Annotated in this window: 12 protein-coding genes; 4 read left to right on the top strand and 8 right to left on the bottom strand. The window is 67.3% G+C overall.

The window, feature by feature from the left end; all coding sequences use genetic code 11:
* Positions 1–739 precede the first annotated feature (739 nt).
* On the top strand, positions 740–2,764 hold the full coding sequence (locus MNI96_RS08745; RefSeq protein WP_249692181.1) for a M23 family metallopeptidase: 2,025 nt from the start codon (positions 740–742) through the stop codon (positions 2,762–2,764).
* 95 nt (positions 2,765–2,859) lie between these two features.
* Here the strand turns inward: MNI96_RS08745 and clpB are convergent, their stop codons facing one another.
* The 6 genes from clpB to MNI96_RS08715 form a co-directional block, all read right to left on the bottom strand.
* Positions 2,860–5,460, bottom strand: a complete 2,601-nt coding sequence (gene clpB, locus MNI96_RS08740; RefSeq protein WP_249692179.1) for an ATP-dependent chaperone ClpB — start codon at positions 5,458–5,460, stop codon at positions 2,860–2,862.
* A 235-nt stretch (positions 5,461–5,695) separates the two neighbouring features.
* Positions 5,696–6,493 (bottom strand): DUF4167 domain-containing protein, encoded by a 798-nt coding sequence (locus tag MNI96_RS08735; RefSeq protein ID WP_249692177.1) that lies wholly within the window; start codon positions 6,491–6,493, stop codon positions 5,696–5,698.
* Positions 6,494–6,901: 408 nt separating this feature from the next.
* On the bottom strand, positions 6,902–7,783 hold the full coding sequence (gene prmC / locus MNI96_RS08730) for a peptide chain release factor N(5)-glutamine methyltransferase (protein WP_349629142.1): 882 nt from the start codon (positions 7,781–7,783) through the stop codon (positions 6,902–6,904).
* Complete coding sequence (gene prfA / locus MNI96_RS08725) at positions 7,780–8,853, bottom strand: peptide chain release factor 1 (protein ID WP_249692173.1); 1,074 nt, start codon at positions 8,851–8,853, stop codon at positions 7,780–7,782. Before prfA ends, prmC begins: the two co-directional genes overlap by 4 nt.
* Positions 8,854–8,921: 68 nt before the next feature.
* The gene (gene ptsP / locus MNI96_RS08720) at positions 8,922–11,189 is read right to left on the bottom strand and encodes a phosphoenolpyruvate--protein phosphotransferase (protein ID WP_249692171.1); all 2,268 of its coding nucleotides are present in this window, start codon (positions 11,187–11,189) and stop codon (positions 8,922–8,924) included.
* An 85-nt stretch (positions 11,190–11,274) separates the two neighbouring features.
* Positions 11,275–12,525 (bottom strand): aspartate kinase, encoded by a 1,251-nt coding sequence (locus tag MNI96_RS08715; protein WP_249692169.1) that lies wholly within the window; start codon positions 12,523–12,525, stop codon positions 11,275–11,277.
* 167 nt (positions 12,526–12,692) lie between these two features.
* On the opposite strand from MNI96_RS08715, the gene ubiG reads away from it, so the two are divergent.
* Positions 12,693–13,457 carry a bifunctional 2-polyprenyl-6-hydroxyphenol methylase/3-demethylubiquinol 3-O-methyltransferase UbiG gene (gene ubiG, locus MNI96_RS08710; protein ID WP_249692167.1) on the top strand — a complete coding sequence of 255 codons (765 nt, stop codon included), beginning with the start codon at positions 12,693–12,695 and terminating at the stop codon, positions 13,455–13,457.
* Positions 13,458–13,483: 26 nt separating this feature from the next.
* Positions 13,484–14,179 (top strand): alpha/beta fold hydrolase, encoded by a 696-nt coding sequence (locus tag MNI96_RS08705; protein WP_249692165.1) that lies wholly within the window; start codon positions 13,484–13,486, stop codon positions 14,177–14,179.
* Between the two features lie 21 nt (positions 14,180–14,200).
* On the opposite strand, the gene MNI96_RS08700 is transcribed toward MNI96_RS08705, so the two are convergent.
* Both MNI96_RS08700 and MNI96_RS08695 read right to left on the bottom strand, forming a co-directional pair.
* Positions 14,201–14,677, bottom strand: a complete 477-nt coding sequence (locus MNI96_RS08700) for a VOC family protein (RefSeq protein ID WP_249692163.1) — start codon at positions 14,675–14,677, stop codon at positions 14,201–14,203.
* Between the two features lie 71 nt (positions 14,678–14,748).
* A complete protein-coding gene (locus MNI96_RS08695; protein WP_249692239.1) occupies positions 14,749–15,102 on the bottom strand; it encodes a DUF1428 domain-containing protein in 354 nt (117 codons plus the stop codon).
* A 147-nt stretch (positions 15,103–15,249) separates the two neighbouring features.
* Between MNI96_RS08695 and MNI96_RS08690 the strand changes: the two genes are divergently transcribed.
* Entirely contained in the window at positions 15,250–15,699 is a 450-nt protein-coding gene (locus tag MNI96_RS08690; protein WP_249692161.1) for a MarR family winged helix-turn-helix transcriptional regulator, read from the top strand.
* The last annotated feature ends 1 nt before the right edge of the window (position 15,700 follow it).

Genomic DNA, 15,700 nt, shown 5'->3' with positions numbered 1-15,700 from the left:
ACGCCCAAACCCCCTCCAAAACACCCCATCAAAAGATCCCCGCCCAACAACGTCATCCCAACGTCGCACCGAGCAGTCACCGTGGGCGTCATCTAGTGGCTTTTTCCGGCCATTGCCCGCGCGCGGCCGCCCCAGCCAGGGGCAAGGACGACGCCACGGCCGCATCGCACCGGCATCCATCTGCCCACAAGGCCTTCTCCGCCGGCCCGCCCGCTTGCGGCCGTGCAGGTCGGGACGTCGGCGCACAGAGGCTTTGTCGCCGTCTCCCGGTTCGCACTCCGCAATCGTTCAGCGAGCATCCATAAGCACGCGCATGTACGCGCGGGCAGGAGCCCTCGCCGTCGCCCCAGCGCAGACATCCAAGCACAGGCGTCCGATATCTTTGCGTGGCCGCCCCAGCGGGCCGACCGGCTGCTGCCGGCATCCCGGTGCCGAATGCGACACCCCTCGGCAATTGTGGCAGGGCATGTCACAAATACGCCAGATTGCTCTTGTCCTTCGGGGTTCCTATGATGCCGCCTGCGCCGTAACGGGATATCGGGCGCGGCACCGCTCTCGCAGATGCGGGAAGAGCCGGTCGCCGCACATGTCCAGGCGCGGATTCTTTTGAAAGGTTCGGGCTGTTTGCGGGTGCTGTCCCGCCGGCCACCAGGACAGGCATCGCACCAGGCGCCGGGGCAGGCGCATGGTTGCCGGACGCAGGGACGGGCCCCACGGGTCCGCAGGAAGATCATGGCAGTTGCCGCGCCGAAGAGCGATGGCGGCGGCCGACGAGCACGACGAGAAGGACGGAATGCATCTCGGCGCGACACACCGCAACTCTCTGGACCTTGGCGATGAACCGCCCCTCATGGTCCATGACGAACGCGATCAGCTTCCGGACCGTCGCAGGGTCAGCCTGCGTTGGCTGACCGGCTCGGTCCTGACCGGCCTCACCTCGGTGACCCTGATGGGCGGCGCGCTCTTCGCCGCGCTCGACGGGCAGTACCAGGTCTCGGCCGCCCCCTCGCGCGGCGACCAGCCCGAGGCAACGACCTCCCGGGTGGTCGGCGGCAACGGATCGACCAAGGGCGACCGCGTCATCCGCGCCGCCGCGCAATACTCCAACCGCCACGTCATTCCGGTCTCGACCCTCAACCGCATCGACGGGCGGGACCACATCAAGCTGCGACCCTACGCTCTGGTGACCGCCACCCTGGCCACCCGCGCCTCGCGCGAAGCCTCGGAGGAAATTCCTCCCTTCAATCCGCTGCAGCTCTTCTCCGATGCCAACGTCATCCCGGCCCGCGCCGTCACCGACGCCGTTTACGATGCCCGCGTCGAGGGCGAAGTGACGATCAGCACGCGGGACTTCCCGGTCGACAATCCGCTCGCCACCTCCGATGGCGGCTACGAGGAGATGGAGATCGAACAGTTCGTGCGACAGTCGGCACACTTCCTGTCCGGCAATTCGGTCAGCGAGGCCAGCGGCCCGGTCATCGATCCCGGCCGCTTCGACTTCAACCTCGCCCAGCAGCCGGAATTGTCGCGCCTCAGCGTGCGGATCACCCCCGAGAACGTCTCCTTCGTCTCCAAAAGCGAAGCGTCCGACATCTATGCCGGCATGGAAGAGAAGATCGTACCGGTGACGGGCGAAGAGAGCTTCCAGGAAGAGTTGATGGCGAATTACGCCACGGAGGAAGAGGCGGCCAGCATCGTCGACGCCTTCGTCCGCGAATTCGGCATCGAAAAGCTCGACACCGGCCAGCGGCTGCGCATCGCGCTCGCCCCGAGCCCGGACGAGACCGGCCGCCTGCAGCCGCAGCGCGTCAGCCTCTATGCCGATACCGAGCACCGCGCCACCATCGCCCGCTCCGACACCGGCGAGTTCGTCGCCGCCCAGGCACCCGATACGTTCCTGGCAGATGCCTTTGCCGAGGCCGACCGCGTCGGCTATGCCGGCACCACCCCGACGATCTACGACAGTCTCTACCAGACGGCCCTGGAACAGGAGATGCAGCCGGAGATGATCTCCGACCTGGTGCGCATCTTCTCCTTCGACGTCGATTTCAAGTCGCGGGTCAAGCCGGGCGATTCCTTCGAGGTCTTCTACGGCCTCGAGCAGGACAGCGACAACGTACCGGCCGAGATTCTCTATACGGCGCTGACCACCCGCAGCACGGCACGCCGCTTCTACCGCTTCCGCACGCCCGACGACGGCCTCGTCGACTTCTATGACGAGACCGGCAAGAGCGCGAAGAAGTTCCTGATGCGCAAGCCGCTGTCGGGCGGCCAGTACCGCTCCGGCTTCGGCATGCGCCGTCATCCGATCGTCGGCGTAATGCGGCTGCACAGCGGCGTCGACTGGTCGGCCCAGCGCGGTACGCCGATCATGGCTGCGGGCAACGGCGTCGTGACCAAGGCGCGGTGGGTCTCCGGCTATGGCCAGCGCATCGAGATCCAGCACGCCAACGGCTACGAGACCACCTACAGCCACCAGACCAGCTTCGCCGACGGCATTCGCGAAGGCGTCAAGGTCCGCCAGGGCCAGGTGATAGGCTATGTCGGCTCCACCGGCCTGTCGACCGGCCCGCACCTGCACTACGAGGTCAAGGTGAACGGCCGCTTCGTGAACCCGATGCGGATCCGCCTGCCGCGCGGCCGGGTGCTGGAAGGCGACTTGCTGGCAGCGTTCCACCGGGAGCGCGAGCGCATCGATGCCTTGGTCGAGCGTGCGGCCGGTCCTTCGCGGATCGCGTCGGCCTCCGCCGCCGCCATCAACTGAGGCACGGCACCGCCCGGCCTCAGTCCGGGCAAGAAAAAGCAAAAAGGCCCGGGCATCGCTGCCCGGGCCTTTTGTTTTCCGCCTTGGGCGACCGGTCAGGCCGCGGCGCTTTCCGAACCAGCCACCTCGAACAGAAGGCGGTCGGAGCCTGCACTCGCCTCGACCGTCTGACCGTCGGAAACGCGCCCGCCCAGGATCATCTCGGCAAGCGGGTCCTGCACCTCGCGCTGGATCACCCGCTTCAGCGGCCTTGCGCCATAGGCGGGGTCGTACCCCTTCTCGGCCAGCCAGTCGCGGGCGCTGGCATCCAGACGCAGGGCGATCTTGCGGTCGGCCAGCAGCTTTTCCAGCCGCTTGAGCTGGATGTCGACGATCGCCGCCATCTGCGAGCGCTGCAGGCGATGGAACAGGATCTGGTCGTCCAGCCGGTTGAGGAATTCCGGGCGGAACGACGAGCGCACCACGGCCATCACCTGGTCCCGCACCGCCGAGGAATCCTCGCCCTCCGGCTGGGCCACCAGATATTCGGCACCCAGGTTCGAGGTCAGGACGATCAGCGTGTTGCGGAAGTCCACCGTCCGGCCCTGACCATCGGTCAGCCGCCCGTCGTCGAGCACCTGCAGCAGCACGTTGAACACGTCGCCATGGGCTTTCTCGATCTCGTCGAACAACACGACCTGATAGGGCCGCCGCCGCACCGCCTCGGTCAGCGCGCCGCCCTCCTCATAGCCGACATAGCCGGGAGGTGCGCCGATCAGCCGGGAAACCGAGTGTTTCTCCATGTATTCCGACATGTCGAGCCGGACCATCGCCGTCTCGTCGTCGAACAGGAACTCGGCCAGCGCCTTGGTCAGCTCGGTCTTGCCGACGCCTGTCGGCCCGAGGAACAGAAACGAGCCGATTGGCCGGTTCGGGTCCTGCAGGCCGGCGCGCGCACGGCGGACCGCGGTGGACACCGCATGCACCGCTTCCTGCTGGCCGATGACGCGCCGTGCCAGCTCGTCTTCCATCCGCAGCAGCTTGTCGCGCTCGCCTTCCAGCATCTTGTCGACCGGGATGCCGGTCCAGCGGGAGACGACGTGGGCCACATGGTCCGTGGTCACGGCCTCTTCGACCATCGCCCCGTCGGCACCGCCCCGGGCCTCGACCTCGGCCAGCGCCCGCTCGAGCCCGGGAATGACGCCATAGGCAAGCTCGCCCGCCTTGGCCAGGTCGCCCTTGCGCTGCGCCTTCTCCAGGTCGATGCGTGCCTGCTCCAGCTGCTCCTTCAGCTTCTGCTCGGACGACAGCTTCTCCTTCTCGCCCTGCCAGCGGGTGGTGAGCGCGTCGGACTCCTCTTCCAGGTCCGCGAGCTCGCCTTCCAGCTTGTCCAGCCGGTCGCGCGCCGCCGGATCGGTCTCCTTCTTCAGCGCCTCGCGCTCGATCTTCAGCTGGATGATCCGCCGGTCGAGTTCGTCCAGTTCCTCCGGCTTGCTGTCGACCTGCATGCGCAGGCGGCTCGCCGCCTCGTCGATGAGGTCGATCGCCTTGTCCGGCAGGAACCGGTCGGTGATGTAGCGGTTGGACAGGGTTGCGGCCGATACCACGGCCGAATCGGTGATTCGCACCCCGTGGTGCAGTTCGTACTTCTCCTTGATGCCGCGCAGGATGGAGATCGTGTCCTCCACCGTCGGCTCGTCGACGAAGACCGGCTGGAAGCGCCGGGCAAGAGCTGCGTCCTTCTCCACATACTTGCGATATTCGTCGAGGGTCGTGGCGCCGACGCAGTGCAGCTCGCCGCGCGCAAGCGCCGGCTTCAGAAGATTGGAGGCGTCCATGGCGCCGTCGGCCTTGCCCGCGCCCACCAGCGTGTGCATCTCGTCGATGAACAGGATGATGCCGCCGGCCGCCGACTGAACCTCGGACAGCACGGCCTTCAGCCGCTCCTCGAACTCGCCGCGATATTTCGCGCCGGCGATCAGCGACCCCATGTCGAGCGCAAGAAGCTTCTTGTCCTTCAGGCTCTCCGGCACGTCGCCATTGACGATGCGCAGCGCCAGCCCTTCGGCGATGGCGGTCTTGCCGACGCCCGGGTCGCCGATCAGCACCGGGTTGTTCTTGGTGCGGCGCGACAGCACCTGCATGGTCCGCCGAATCTCGTCGTCGCGGCCGATCACCGGGTCGAGCTTGCCGTCCCGGGCGACCTGCGTCAGGTCGCGCGCATACTTCTTCAGCGCGTCGTACTGCCCCTCGGCCGAGGCGCTGTCGGCCTTGCGGCCCTTGCGCAGGTCGTTGATCGCCTCGTTGAGCCGCACCGCCGTCACGCCGCCATCGGCCAGCGCCTTGCCGGCAGCACTGTCCTTGACGATCGCCAGTGCGACGAGCAGCCGCTCGACGGTGACATAGGAATCGCCCGCCTTATCGGCGAGCTTCTCGGCCTGGTCGAACACCTGTGCCAGCGCCGGCGCCAGATACAGCTGACCGCCGCCGCCCGAGACTTTCGGGAGACCGGAGAGAGCCCTTTCGACGGCTGCCAGAACATCGCGCGAACGCCCGCCCGCCCGGTCGATCAGACCGGCCGCGAGCCCTTCGGGATCGTCCAGCAAAACCTTCAGAAGATGTTCGGGCGTGAACTGCTGATGGGACTGTCCCAGCGCCTGGGTCTGCGCCGACTGGACGAAGCCCCTCGCCCGCTCGGTGTATTTCTCGAAATCCATCATGACCTCCAGATCCGGCCGCCCCCCGCAGCGAAGCAGCCTTTTCGGAATGCGGACCCGTCACGGCATCCGCACGGCCCCTCACGGACCGTACCCAGCATATAGTGTTGCATTTCGAGCACAAAAGAGGGGGAGAGTGCGGATAGCGGTGCGGCAACGCAAAAGGGCCGCAGCGTACGGCTGCAGCCCTTTTTTCAAACCCTGCGGCTGGCATCCCTGCCGTGCCGGAGACGGATCACGCCTCGCTCGCAGCGGCCTCGGCTTCCGCCGGCTTGCGGCTGCGCGGGGCGCGCCGGGCCCGCGGCTTCTTTTCTTCGGTCGCTTCAGCCGGGACCTCCGCCTCGGCGGCAGGCTCGGCACTGCTTTTCGCCGCCTCGTCCGAACCATCGCCCTCGCCCTGGGCGGAGCGACTGCGGCGCAGGCCGCGTCCGCGGGCACCGCGCACGCGGCGCCGGCTGCGGTCGTCGCCATCCTCACCGGCCTCGTCGCCGGTGTCGGTGTCGGAACTCTCGCCGGGCAGCGACTTGGTGTTGATCACCGGAATGTCGTCGACGAAGGGTTGCGGCGCGTCCACCGGCATCACCGGCTTGCCCGAAGAGACTCCGGTCTCGCGATCCCGGTCGCGGTCACGGCGCTCGTTCCGCTCGCTGCGGTCGTTGCGCTCACCGCGGTCGCTCCGCTCGCTGCGGTCGTTGCGCTCTGCCCGCTCGTTGCGCTCCTCGAGCTCGTCGGCCTCGTCCTCGGCCTCATCGCCGCGCGGCAGGACCACCGGCTGATGCATGCTCTGCTGGGCTGCGGCGATGATGCGCAGGTAATGCTCGGCGTGCTGGAGATAATTCTCGGACATCACGCGGTCGCCGGCAGCGGCGGCGTCACGCGCCAGCTGCTGGTACTTCTCGGCGACATGGTGCGCGGTCCCGCGGATCTTCACATCGGGACCGTTGGACTCATAGGTCCGCGACAGCGGATTCGGTCCCTTGCGGCCACCACGACCGCGGATGCGCTTGTTGTTGCTCTGATTTCCTGGTCTCATTCTGCCGTTAACTCTCAAGAACGGCGACCGGCAAATCCGGTCAGGAGTCCGGTCCACCATCGGGACCGGCGCCATGAAACGCAACTGCACAAGGCCTGTGTTGCGTGGGCCGATCAAGACAGACCTTCGTCGGCGGGACGCGAGACGACAGCCGTCGTTCATTCCCGCTGGATTTTAAGGGTTCATCTTGAACAGACCGATGCCGAGCAACCCCGGGACCATCAGGTCCACCGGGCATCTTTGCCGACGGTTAGTTCCGTCGTGCGATGCGAGATCTGGCCGGAACGAAAACTATCGTACTGCCTACCCGTGGCTTCGAACGCCACCCCCGTCGGGTCTCGGCGAGGTGAACCTAGCCCTTTCCGCCCGGTTTTCCAAGCGTCTTTTTCACAAGCGCCATATCTGCCGCTATTTTGCAACACACGCCGCGCGCACAACCCGATCCTGTCCGGCAAGATCTTGAAATACCTGAACATCCTCAAGACCGGCAGTTTTGGCCAGCTGGGACACGGCAATCGCCTGCGATGCGCCGATCTCGAGAAACAGCGGTGCGAATCGGGCAAGCAACGTCTTCGCCTGAGGCAGGATCATCCGATAGGCATCCAGGCCATCTTCGCCGGCAAACAGGGCGGCGCGGGGATCGTGCTCCCTCACCTCCCGGGAGAGCTGTGCTTCTTCCGTAAGGGAAATATAGGGCGGATTCGAGACAAGGAAATCCATGCCCGGTGCCAGCATCGAGGCGAAATCGCCAAGGCAGGGCAGGAACCTGTCGCCGACTCCGTTCCGGACGGCGTTGTCGCGGGCCGTCAGCAGGGCGCCCGGCGCCATGTCCGTGGCAACGGCAACCGCACTCGGCAACTCGCTGAGCAGGGCGATGGCGATGGCCCCGCTCCCGGTGCCGAGGTCCGCAAAGCGATAGGGATGCTCGCGCCCCTTCCTCTCGTCGCACCAGTCGAGGACAGCCTCCACCAGGCGCTCGGTGTCGGGGCGCGGCTCCAGCACCTCGCGCGACAGCGCGAATGTCATCCCCCAGAACTCACGCAAGCCGAGGATCCGGCCGACCGGCTCGCCCGCCACCCGGCGGGCGATGTGGCTGTCCGCCAGGGCCAGTGCCGCCTCCGTCACCTCGCGATCGGGATCGGTGAGGGGCACGACCGGCTCGACACCGGCGGCAGCGGCGACGAGAAGGCGCGCATCCAGCGTCGCCGTCTCCACGCCCGCCGCGGCAAGGCGCGCCCGCGCCTCGCGGCAGACTGTCCCGATCCGCCGGTCGCGTGCGTTCGAGCTCACAGCCCTTCCGCCGCCAGCAGGGTCGCCTGATGGTCGAGCGCCAGCGGCTCGATCACCTCGTCCAGCGCCTCGCCGCTCATCACCTCGGGAAGCTTGTAGAGCGTCAGGCCGATCCGGTGGTCGGTCACCCGCCCTTGCGGAAAGTTGTAGGTGCGGATGCGCTCGGACCGGTCGCCCGATCCCACCTGCAGCCGGCGCGCCTCCGTCCGCTCGTTCGCCAGCCTTGCCCGCTCCTCGTCGAAGATGCGGGCCCGCAGCAGCTGCAAGGCCTTGGCCTTGTTCTTGTGCTGCGAACGCTCGTCCTGCACCGCGACCACGATGCCCGTCGGCATATGGGTGATGCGCACGGCCGAATCGGTGGTGTTGACGTGCTGCCCGCCCGCTCCGGACGCGCGATAGGTGTCGATGCGCAGGTCCGCATCGTTGATCTGGACATCGACATCCTCCGCCTGCGGCAACACCGCCACCGTGGCGGCCGACGTGTGGATGCGCCCGCCCGATTCCGTTTCCGGCACGCGCTGGACCCGGTGAACGCCCGATTCGAACTTCAGTCGGGCGAAGACCTGGTCGCCGGTCACGGACGCGATCACTTCCTTGAAGCCGCCGACCTCGCCCTCGCTCGCCGAGACGATCTCGACCTTCCAGCCCTTCATCTGCGCATAGCGCTGGTACATGCGGAAAAGATCGCCGGCAAAGAGCGCAGCCTCGTCGCCGCCGGTGCCGGCACGTACTTCCAGGATGACGTTGCGGTCGTCCGCCACGTCCTTGGGCAGAAAGCCGATGCGCACCTCCTGCGCCAGCGCCTCGACGCGCTCGCGCAAGGCGCCGAGCTCGATCTCGGCCAGCTCGCGCATCTCCGCATCGGCGGCCGGGTCCTCAAGCATCGCCTCGACGCCCGCCAGTTCCTCCTCCGCCTTGCGCAGGGCCGTGATGCGGGCGGCCAACGGCTCCAGCTCGGCATAGTCACGGGACAGGCGGACATAGGTCTGCGGGTCCGGATTCTGGCTCATCCGGTATTCGAGTTCGGCGACGCGCGACAGCAGCGCATCCAGTTTTTCCGCCGGGATCATGGCGTTGCGATCCTCAAGATTCGGGAAAGGCGCCCTTGCGGGCAAGGCAGGCTTGGCGCGCAGCCTCGCTACAAGGCGACGTCCGTGTCGGACGAGAAGGCGCGCAGGAAGCCGCGGATATCGGCAGCTGCAGCCGGCTCGTCGAGGCGCGGCAGCAGGCGCGCCGCCAGCCGGCCGACATCGAGCGTGCGGACCATCGCCTTCACCGGACCCAGAGCGGATGCCGACATCGACAGGCTGCGATAGCCCAGCGCCGCCAGCGCCATCGCCTCCAGCGGCCGGCCGGCGATCTCGCCGCACAGCGTCACCGGGGTGGAATAGGCATTGGCCTTGTCGACGATATGCTTCAGTGCCCGCAGGAAGGCCGGGCTCATCGTGTCGAAGCGGCCGGCGACCCGGGTGTTGCCCCGGTCGACCGCGCTGAAGAACTGGAACAGGTCGTTGGAGCCGACCGAGACGAAGTCCACCACCTGGAACAGCTCGTCGAGCTGATAGAGGAGCGAGGGCACCTCGACCATCACCCCGAGCATCAGCCGCTCGGGAACCGGATAGCCGTGGCGGCGCAGGTGCTTCAGCTCGCGCTCGACCACACCGCGCGCCTGGTGGAATTCGGCGACTTCGGTGACCATCGGGAACATCAGCTTCAGGTCGCGTCCGGCCGCGGCATGCAGCAGGGCGCGGACCTGGGTGCGCAGGATGCCCGGCCGGTCGAGGCCGAAACGGATCGCCCGCCAGCCCATGGCCGGGTTCTCCTCCTGGATCGCGCGCAGGTAGGGCAGCACCTTGTCGCCGCCGATGTCGAGCGTGCGGAAGGTGACGGGCCGTCCGCCCGCCGCATCCAGCACCTGGCGATAATAGTCGCGCTGCTCGCTCATCCGCGGGAAGGCGGAGGCGACCATGAACTGCAGCTCGGTGCGGAACAGGCCGACGCCGCTCGCGCCCGATTCGGCGACGGCCGGCAGATCGACCAGGAGGCCGGCGTTCAGCTGCAGCGAGACGTCCACCCCGTCGCGGCTGATCGAGGGCTTGTTGCGCAGCCGCCGGTACTGGGCCTGCCGGCGAGCGCGGAAGCGGACCTTCTCGGCATAGGCATTCTCGATATCGGGTGCCGGGCGCAAGTGCACCTGACCGCTCTCGCCGTCGACGATGACCGGATCGCCGGCCTCGGCCAGGCTGACGAGATTGTCCGCAAGTCCCACCGCCGCGATGCCGAGCGCCCTCGCGACGATGGTGACATGGCTGGTAGGACCGCCCTCCTCCAGCGCGATCGCGCGAATCCGGTCGCGGCCGTAGTCCAGCAGCTCCGCCGCGCCCATGTTGCGGGCGATGATCACCGCGTCCTGCGGCAGGGTCTCCGACAGCGGCCCGTGCTGGCGGCCCATCAGCTCGCGGATCAGGCGATGGGCGAGATCGTCGAGATCGTGCAGCCGCTCGCGCAGATAGGGGTCGGTCTGGCGCAGCATGCGCGCGCGCGTGTCCGACTGCACCTTCTCCACCGCCGCCTCGGCGGTGAGGCCGTTGTTGATCGCTTCCTCGATCTTCCGGATCCAGCCCCGGTCATGGGCGAACATCCGGTATGCCTCGAGCACGTCGCGGTGCTCGCCGTGCTGGGCGAAATCGCCGGAATTCAGCAGATCGTCGAGCGAGATCCGCAGCCGGTTGATCGCCCGCTCCAGCCGCTCCAGTTCGACGCCCGCATCCTCCGCGATGAGATTGGTGACCACGACGCGCGGCTCGTGCAGCACCACATGGCCGAGGCCGACGCCGTCGGACAGGGCGACGCCCTGGAAATGCATCGGCCGGGTCAGGTCGAGCTTGGTGCCCTGCTGGACGATGGCTTCCAGTTCGCCGGCGGCGACCATCTCGGCGATCACCATCGCCGTGGTCTGCAGCGCCTCCACCTCGTCCTCGAAATAGGTCCGGTGCGACTGGTTCTGGACGACGAGCACGCCGAGCGTCCGACCGGCGCGCAGGATCGGCACGCCGAGGAAGGAGTTGTAGGCCTCCTCTCCCGTTTCCGGGCGATAGGCGAAGGCGGGATGCGCCTGGGCGTTCGGCAGGTTGAGCGGGCGTGCATCGGCGGCGATGAGGCCGACAAGGCCTTCGCCGACCTTCAGGCTGGTCTTGTGGACGGCATCGCGGTTGAGGCCCTCGGTGGCGTAGAGCTCGAGGACGCCATCGGCACGCAGGATATAGACCGAGCAGACCTCGGCCACCACGTTGGCCGCGATCAGGACTACGATCTTGTCGAGCCGCTCCTGTGCGTTGATCGGCTCCGCCATGACCTCGCGGAGGCGCCGCAACAGCACGCGGGGCCCTGCGAGAGTGCTCCGCATCACCCGTCAGATCCTTTCCGCACCACCGTCATGGGCCCGCGGGCCCGAAGGCCCGCGTCGCGAGGCGGCAGGTGCCGCGGATCGCTTACCCGTCCAGACCGTATAGCGAATGGAGAGTCCGCACCGCAAGCTCGGTATAGGCGGAATCGATGAGAACCGAGATCTTGATCTCCGACGTCGTGATGGCGCGGATGTTGATTCCCTTCTCGGCAAGGCCCTGGAAGCAGCGCGCGGCGATGCCTGCATGCGAGCGCATGCCCATGCCGATCACCGAGACCTTGACCACGTCGCGCGCGCCCTCGATCGCCTGGTAGCCGATCAGGTCCTTCTTGTCGCGCAGCACCGCGAAGGCCCGATCATAGTCGCTTTCCGGCACCGTGAAGGTGATGTCGGTGGTGCGCCCGTCCGGCGAAATGTTCTGGACGATCATGTCGACATTGATGTTGGCATCGGCCAGCGATCCGAACACCGCGCTGGCAACGCCGGGCTTGTCGGCCACGTTGCGGATGGAAATCTGCGCCTCGTCTTTCGCGAAGGCGATGCCGGTTACGACTTGCTGTTCCACGATCTCGTCCTCGTCGCAGATGAGTGTGCCCGGCGGCAGGCCGCCCGCGCCGAGCTGCGGCGCATCCGGGTCGTCGAAGCTGGAGCGCACGAAGGTGCGCACTCCGTGAACCATGGCCATCTCGACCGAGCGCACCTGCAGCACCTTGGCGCCGAGCGAGGCCATCTCGAGCATTTCCTCGAAGGCGATGCGGTCGAGGCGCCGGGCGCGGGGCACGATGCGCGGATCGGTGGTGTAGACGCCGTCCACGTCCGTGTAGATGTCGCAGCGGTCGGCGCGGATCGCCGCGGCCAGCGCCACCGCGCTCGTATCGGAACCGCCGCGCCCGAGCGTCGCGATGCGGTTGTCGGGGGCAACGCCCTGAAAGCCGGCGACCACGGCGACCTGGCCCTTTTCAAGCCGCTCGATCAGCTTGTCGCCATCGATGTCGGTGATGCGGGCGGCGCCGTGCTGGGCATCCGTCTTCAGCGGGATCTGCCAGCCCTGCCAGGAGCGGGCCTCCACGCCCATATCCTGCAGAACGATAGCCAGCAGGCCGCTCGTCACCTGTTCGCCGGAAGACACGACCGCGTCGTATTCGCGGGCATCGTGCAGCAGCGATGCCTCGCGGCACAGGCCGACCAGCTTGTTGGTCTCGCCCGACATGGCGGAGACGACCACCGCCACCTGATGGCCGGCATCGACCTCCCGTTTCACATGCCGCGCCACATTGCGGATGCGTTCGAGATTTGCGACGGACGTGCCGCCGAACTTGAGAACCAGACGGGCCATGAGCTGTGTTGAGTCGTCTTCGAGAAGGTGAAGGTCGGCCGCCGGGACAGCGGGCCGGATCGGGCGACATCCATACAGACTGCGGCCCGCCGCCGCAACTGCCACGCTTGACAAAGAGCCTGCGACGCTCGACCAAACCTTTCGGGGAAAACCGAAAGGACAATAGCATGAGCGCCGCAGAAACCGTCGCCGGCGGATCCGGCACCACTGTCGACGATGCCGAGGTCGCCCGCTTCTCGGCCATGGCCGCCGAATGGTGGAACCCGGCGGGCAAGTTCCGCCCGCTGCACAAGTTCAATCCGGTGCGCCTTGCCTATATCAAGCGCCAGGTCAGCGCCCATTTCGGCCGCGACGAAAAGGCGCCCGATGCCTTTGCCGGCCTGCGTCTGCTCGACATCGGCTGCGGCGGCGGCCTGCTCAGCGAGCCGATGGCGCGCCTCGGCGCTCATGTGACCGGCGCCGACGCCTCCTCCACCAATATCGAGGTGGCGAAGATCCACGCCGCGAGCTCGGACCTTGCCATCGACTACCGCGCCACCACGGCGGAGGCGCTGGCGGCGGCGGGCGAGCAGTTCGACGTCGTTCTCAACATGGAAGTGGTCGAGCATGTCGCAGACGTGCCGCTCTATCTCGAGGCCTGCGCGCAGCTGGTGAAGCCGGGCGGTCTGATGTTCGTCGCGACGATCAACCGCACGCTGAAGGCCTATGCGCTGGCGATCGTCGGGGCGGAAGTCGTCCTGCGCTGGCTGCCCCGCGGCACCCATACCTACGAGAAGCTGGTGCGCCCGCAGGAGCTGCTGGAGCCCCTGACCGCCGCCGGCCTGCGGGAAATGGAGCGTTGCGGCGTCTCCTTCGATCCTCTGCGCGACCGCTGGCAGGAAACCTCCGACACCGACGTCAACTACATGATGCTCTTCTCGCGGCCGACCTGATCCGCCGCAGCACAAGGACACAGCCGATGGACTCTCTCGTTCTCGTTCCCGGCCTGCTTTGCACCGAGGCGCTGTTCGCGCCGCAGATCGGCGAGTTGGCCGGCGACGGGGTCAAGATCCAGGTCGCCGATCACCGCCAGGACGAGACCATCGCGGCCATCGCCACGAGGTTGCTGGCCGAGGCGCCGCCGCATTTTGCCCTCGCGGGCCTCTCCATGGGTGGCTACATCGCGATGGAGGTCATGCGCCGGGCGCCCGAACGGGTGACGCGGCTGATGCTGCTGGACACCTCCGCACGCCCCGATACAGCGCAGCAGACCGAGAATCGCGGCCGGCTGATCGCTTTGGCCGAGAGCGGCAAGTTCGACCAGGTGACGCCCTCGCTGTTTCCGCTCTTCGTGCATGAGGATCGGCAGGAAGACGCCGCGCTGCGCACGCTCGTCACCCAGATGGCGGCAGCGACCGGGCCGCAGGCCTTCGTCCGGCAGCAGCGCGCCATCATGGCACGGCCGGACGCACGTCCCTTTCTCGGCGCCATCGCCTGTCCGACGACCGTCGTCGTCGGCGCCGGCGACCGGCTGACACCGCCCGATCTTGCGCACGAGATGCAGGAACTGATCCCGCGCGCCCGCCTCGAACTGGTGGACGACGCCGGGCATCTTCCGACGCTGGAGGTTCCGGACGCCGTCACCGGCCTGATGCGGACCTGGCTCACCGCCTGACCGGCGCCCGTCAGCCGCGTTCTACTTTCCGGCCGCCGCGGCCTCGAGCCCGGCGATGTCCAGCTTCACCATCGTAAGCATGGCTTCGGCGACGCGCTTGGCGACTGCCGGGTCCGGATCGTCCATCAGTTCCGTGAGGCGGCGCGGCGTGATCTGCCAATACAGGCCCCAGCGGTCGCGCAGCCAGCCGCATTGCTGGATCTCGCCGCCGTCCGAGAGCCCATCCCACAGGCGGTCGACCTCCGCCTGGTCCTCGCATTCCATCATCACCGAGAACGTATGGTTGAAGCTCCAGGGCGCCTCCGTCTCGATGGCGCGGTAGCGCTGGTCGCCGAGCCGGAAGGCGGCGATCTTGACGCTGCCGGCCGGACCGGAGGGCGAGTCGGCCGGCAGCGCCGACGTCCACTCGACCGCCGATCCGGGGATCAGCCGGACATAGGTTTCAAGCGCTCCGGCCATGTCCTGCCGGAACCAAAGATGCTGGATAACGGTTGCCATCGGATCCTCCCCGTTCTGCCGTCCGGAGCATGCCAGCCCGCAAGCGAATGCGGGCGGCACGCACCAACTGTTCACGCGTCCAGGATCGGCGCGAAGCCGCCGAAGATCATCCGCTTGCCGTCGAAGGGCATGGTCTCGCCCATCTCCTTCATGCGCGGGTCGCTCATCATCTTCTGAACGGCGGCGTCGCGGACTTCCTTGGACGGATATTCGATCCAGCTGAACACGACGATCTCGTCTTCCGTCGCCTTCACGGCTCCGCGGAAGTCGGTGACCTTGCCGTCCGGCACATCGTCGCCCCAGCACTCCACCACCCGCGTGGCGCCGAATTCGCGGAACAAGGGCGCGGCCGTCGCCGCGAGCTTCAGATAGCTGTCCTTGTTGGCAGCCGGCACCGCGACCACAAAGCCGTCGACATATCCCATTGCAACCATGTCCGTATCTCCCGATCTCTTGCTCGTTTGGGGAAGTTCCGGCGAACCGCCGGCGGGCTACATTTGTTCCTGTGAACAAGCGCATCCGAAAGGGCCGGATCCGCTTGACAAAAAAGTTGATATCAACATATTTAGATCATGTCAAACAGGCTTCCCTTCGAGACCACCATCGAGGTCCGCGACACCTGCCTCTGCCTGCACGCGCAGCGGGCCGCGCGGGCGCTGGCACGCCGCTTCGACGAAGCACTGAAACCGTTCGGTCTCACCAACGGTCAGTTTTCGTTGCTGATGTCGTTGAACCGGCCGGAGCCGCCCTCGCTCGGCCCGGTCGCGCGCCTGCTGGCGATGGACCGGACAACGCTGACCGCAGCGCTGAAGCCGCTGGAGCGCAACGGTCTCGTCGCCTCGCGCCCCGACCCGAAGGACCGGCGCAGCCGCTTGCTGGTCCTTACCGACAAGGGCCACGCGGCGCTGATCGCCGCAGCCCCCGTCTGGCGTGCAACCCATGCGGAGATCGACGCTGCGCTGCCCGGCGACGGGCCGGATCAGGCCCGCACGCTGCTGAGCGCTCTTGGAAACGTCGGATAGA

Source organism: Stappia sp. WLB 29 (genome assembly GCF_023507705.1).
Lineage (GTDB): Bacteria > Pseudomonadota > Alphaproteobacteria > Rhizobiales > Stappiaceae > Stappia.
The sequence above is the reverse complement of the archived record's forward strand: the minus strand, read 5'-3'. Positions and strand labels throughout refer to the sequence as shown.

Excerpts from the sequence above, each read along its gene's own strand:
- clpB (WP_249692179.1), bottom strand. The coding sequence starts at position 5,460 with ATGGATTTCGAGAAATACACCGAGCGGGCGAGGGGCTTCGTCCAGTCG.
- MNI96_RS08735 (WP_249692177.1), bottom strand. The coding sequence starts at position 6,493 with ATGAGACCAGGAAATCAGAGCAACAACAAGCGCATCCGCGGTCGTGGT.
- prfA (WP_249692173.1), bottom strand. The coding sequence starts at position 8,853 with ATGATCCCGGCGGAAAAACTGGATGCGCTGCTGTCGCGCGTCGCCGAA.
- ptsP (WP_249692171.1), bottom strand. The coding sequence starts at position 11,189 with ATGCGGAGCACTCTCGCAGGGCCCCGCGTGCTGTTGCGGCGCCTCCGC.
- MNI96_RS08715 (WP_249692169.1), bottom strand. The coding sequence starts at position 12,525 with ATGGCCCGTCTGGTTCTCAAGTTCGGCGGCACGTCCGTCGCAAATCTC.
- ubiG (WP_249692167.1), top strand. The coding sequence starts at position 12,693 with ATGAGCGCCGCAGAAACCGTCGCCGGCGGATCCGGCACCACTGTCGAC.
- MNI96_RS08705 (WP_249692165.1), top strand. The coding sequence starts at position 13,484 with ATGGACTCTCTCGTTCTCGTTCCCGGCCTGCTTTGCACCGAGGCGCTG.
- MNI96_RS08700 (WP_249692163.1), bottom strand. The coding sequence starts at position 14,677 with ATGGCAACCGTTATCCAGCATCTTTGGTTCCGGCAGGACATGGCCGGA.
- MNI96_RS08695 (WP_249692239.1), bottom strand. The coding sequence starts at position 15,102 with ATGGGATATGTCGACGGCTTTGTGGTCGCGGTGCCGGCTGCCAACAAG.
- MNI96_RS08690 (WP_249692161.1), top strand. The coding sequence starts at position 15,250 with ATGTCAAACAGGCTTCCCTTCGAGACCACCATCGAGGTCCGCGACACC.